Genomic DNA, 2768 nt, shown 5'->3' with positions numbered 1-2768 from the left:
GCCAGCCGCGCGCAGATGGTGCGCCCCATCCGCATATTGGTCAAGTTCCAAAAGCGCGCAATGCAGGAACATTTATCGATGGTCAAGCGGCCAACTGCCGGGCCCTGTTTAAGGGGCAGGGCAAAGAAACCGATAGCGTGGAATTCTTACGTCTGAAGGCTAGGTTGTGGAGCGCCGGGGTTTCTTTTTCCTCTGCGCATAACCACATAATTCCGGCTGGTAAAGCCCGGCATTCCAACGTATCGTTTGACGCAATGCAGTGCAAAAGCCGCAACGGCAATGGCCAAAACAAACAGGTTCCTGAGTGGTTCGAAATAACGGAATTCCGGGAAACGAAAGAAAAAGAACAGACCGAATGCCTTTGGGGGTAAGTATGGCGCGCACGTCAAAACACAGCTTTGCCACAGCCTGTGTTTTTGCAACGATATGTTTTATGGCCGTTGTGATGTCTTTCGGGGTATTGCCGTCTGCCAAGGCAGATGAGAAATGCCTTCGTATCGCCATGCCTGAACTCCAATCCAGTCCGCAAAAACTCGATCTTTATCGTCAGGTGATGAAAGACGAGGGGTTATGTGTATCACCTGTGGCATTGCCGCAAACACGCGCGGTTGTCGCACTGCGTTCCGGGCGGCTTGATGGTGTTTTTGCAGCACGCGATGACCTGCCGGAGCTTGTAAACCTGCCGCTGGTTGCCGGTGATGTTCTTCTTGGGTCGCTGGCAGGATATCTGGTGGTGCGTGAGGGACCGGTAAATAAGATCGCCGATCTTACCACCGAAGTGGTCGGTGTGCCGCTTGGCGCGACCTGGTGCCCCAAGCTTGTTGAGCAATACGCAAACGTGATCAGGGTGCCGCGCGGTACGGCGATGCTAAAGGAAATGCTGGCCGAAGGGCGCATTGATGCCATGCTGGCTGATGCCTATTCGCTTGGTCTTGCGGGCGGCGTACCCGAAGGATACAAGGCGATTGAGGTTGATCATTTTGATGTGCATAGCTGGCTGAAAGCCGAGTTTGCCGTTATCAAACCGCAATTTGACCGCGCCACGCGCGCCTTTCTGGCTAAACTTGGTATTACGATACCCTGTTGCGACAAAGCGGCTCCTCCGAACTGAAGCGCCCGACGACTGATAACTCGCCGCTAGGCAATCAGCGGGTTTGAATATATCTTTTCAATCAACGGATTAAAAAATCTGGAACGACAGAACTTGCCAACCAAGTGCAAGCTGAACTTCCCGGGATTCGGTTACTCAACAAACAGTTGGTGCCGTGGGAGACTGAAAATGGCGAGCTTTCAATTGCACACGTTCTTGCGGAACTGTGCCCTGACACTGATCTGTTTGGCGGCGCTTTTGCTTTCCTTTGCCATGCTGCCCGGCGCAAAGGCAAAGCAACCATGCCTGCGCATTGCCATCCCCGAAGCCACAATTGGCGATACCGGACACGATATTTATCAGGCGGCAATGAATGATGCCGGTCTTTGTGTCGAACCTGTTTTGATGCCCCATGCGCGAACGTTCATGGCAATGCGCCATAAACAGATTGATGGCGTCTTTGCCATGCTTGAAACATACGGGAAGACGACCGAAACGCCTGTGATCCGCGGCAGTGTCATTTTGGGAAAACCCGATGGTATGTTTGTCGTTAAAAAGGATGGGCCCAAAACCCTGTCAGAGCTTAAATCCGAGCAGATCGGTGTCTGGTTGGGAACAGGCTGGTCAGAAAAGCTTCTTGAACATTATGACCACGTTGTGCCCATCGCCGGTGGACCGGAGTTGATGATGGAGATGCTTGTGAAAGGACGTCTGGATGGCATTTTGCTCAATGACTATTCATTGCGCAGTCAGGGTGGTGCGCCGGAAGGGTTTGTTGCGATCCCTGTTGCCAATCTCGCGGTCTATAGCTTCCTTCGGGCCGAACATGCCGAACAGATGGCGAAATTTGATAATGGCACCGTCCGCTTCCGGGAAAAGATAGCGGCCTTGCGCAAGGACCCCTCCTGAACCGCATCAAACGTTGGGTCAAAGGCGTTTCCGCCTTTGCGGTTGGTTGATGCAATGCGCGTTCAAAAAGGCTCCGGCGCCCTGCCAGCTTGGCTTTGATTCTGGCGCATAATGTTGCACTGCGACCTATACGTTTGCCTTAGACGATTGGCAAACAGGTGCTTGCACACGCTTTTGGATTGCACTTATAGTTTTCCCTAACGGCAAAAGCCGAAACCAAAGAACAATGAAAATGACCCGACCGCAATTAATGACGGCGGGCAGATCAGGTAGGCTCGCAACATGTCCCGCTATCACCGGGAAGATGTTGCCTTGGGGGTGATACTATGGCGCTTCGCAAGCCCAATGCGATCGTTCGGTCGTGTATGTTTGCTGTCATTTTTCTGGCAGCACTTTTCCTGTCATTTGAATTGCTGCCCTCGGCAAAGGCAGACGAAGAAGTCTGTCTCAAGATTGCCTTGCCGGAAATGGCCGATCATGTCCGCTCTGCCGAACGCTACCGTGCCGCGATGGCAGAGGCCGGGTTATGTGTGCAGCCCGTCTGGTTGCCAAACAAACGCACCGCAGTCTCGCTTAAACGCGGCGAAATCGATGGTGTCTTTGCCAGCGGCGAGACCATTCGACAATCGGCAGGTGTGCCGCTTGTTTCCGGGGCGGTGGTTGTTGGACGTCCCAAAAGCCTTTTGATCACGGCTGACGACACCGTGAAATCACTCAATGATCTTAAAAACAAGGAAATCGGCGTTTGGCTGGGTGATGACCATGGCAA

General features: G+C 53.1%; 4 protein-coding genes. All 4 read left to right on the top strand.

Annotation, left to right across the window (positions count from 1 at the left end; all coding sequences use genetic code 11):
• On the top strand, positions 1-371 hold a 371-nt coding region (locus B3Z49_RS12100), incomplete at its 5' end, for a hypothetical protein (protein ID WP_296991109.1).
• A gap of 62 nt (positions 372-433) precedes the next feature.
• Complete coding sequence (locus B3Z49_RS12095) at positions 434-1111, top strand: hypothetical protein (RefSeq protein ID WP_296991106.1); 678 nt, start codon at positions 434-436, stop codon at positions 1109-1111.
• Positions 1112-1279: 168 nt separating this feature from the next.
• Positions 1280-1999: a substrate-binding periplasmic protein gene (locus tag B3Z49_RS12090; protein ID WP_296991104.1), complete on the top strand. Its 720-nt coding sequence runs from the start codon at positions 1280-1282 to the stop codon at positions 1997-1999.
• 365 nt (positions 2000-2364) lie between these two features.
• Positions 2365-2768, top strand: a 404-nt coding sequence (locus tag B3Z49_RS12085) for an ABC transporter substrate-binding protein (protein WP_296991102.1), incomplete at its 3' end; no start/stop codon positions are given.

Source organism: Thalassospira sp. UBA1131 (assembly GCF_002311515.1).
In the GTDB taxonomy this organism is placed as follows: Bacteria; Pseudomonadota; Alphaproteobacteria; order Rhodospirillales; family Thalassospiraceae; genus Thalassospira.
This window is presented reverse-complemented; position numbering and strand designations above follow the sequence as displayed.

Excerpts from the sequence above, each read along its gene's own strand:
- B3Z49_RS12095 (WP_296991106.1), top strand. The coding sequence starts at position 434 with ATGGCCGTTGTGATGTCTTTCGGGGTATTGCCGTCTGCCAAGGCAGAT.
- B3Z49_RS12090 (WP_296991104.1), top strand. The coding sequence starts at position 1,280 with ATGGCGAGCTTTCAATTGCACACGTTCTTGCGGAACTGTGCCCTGACA.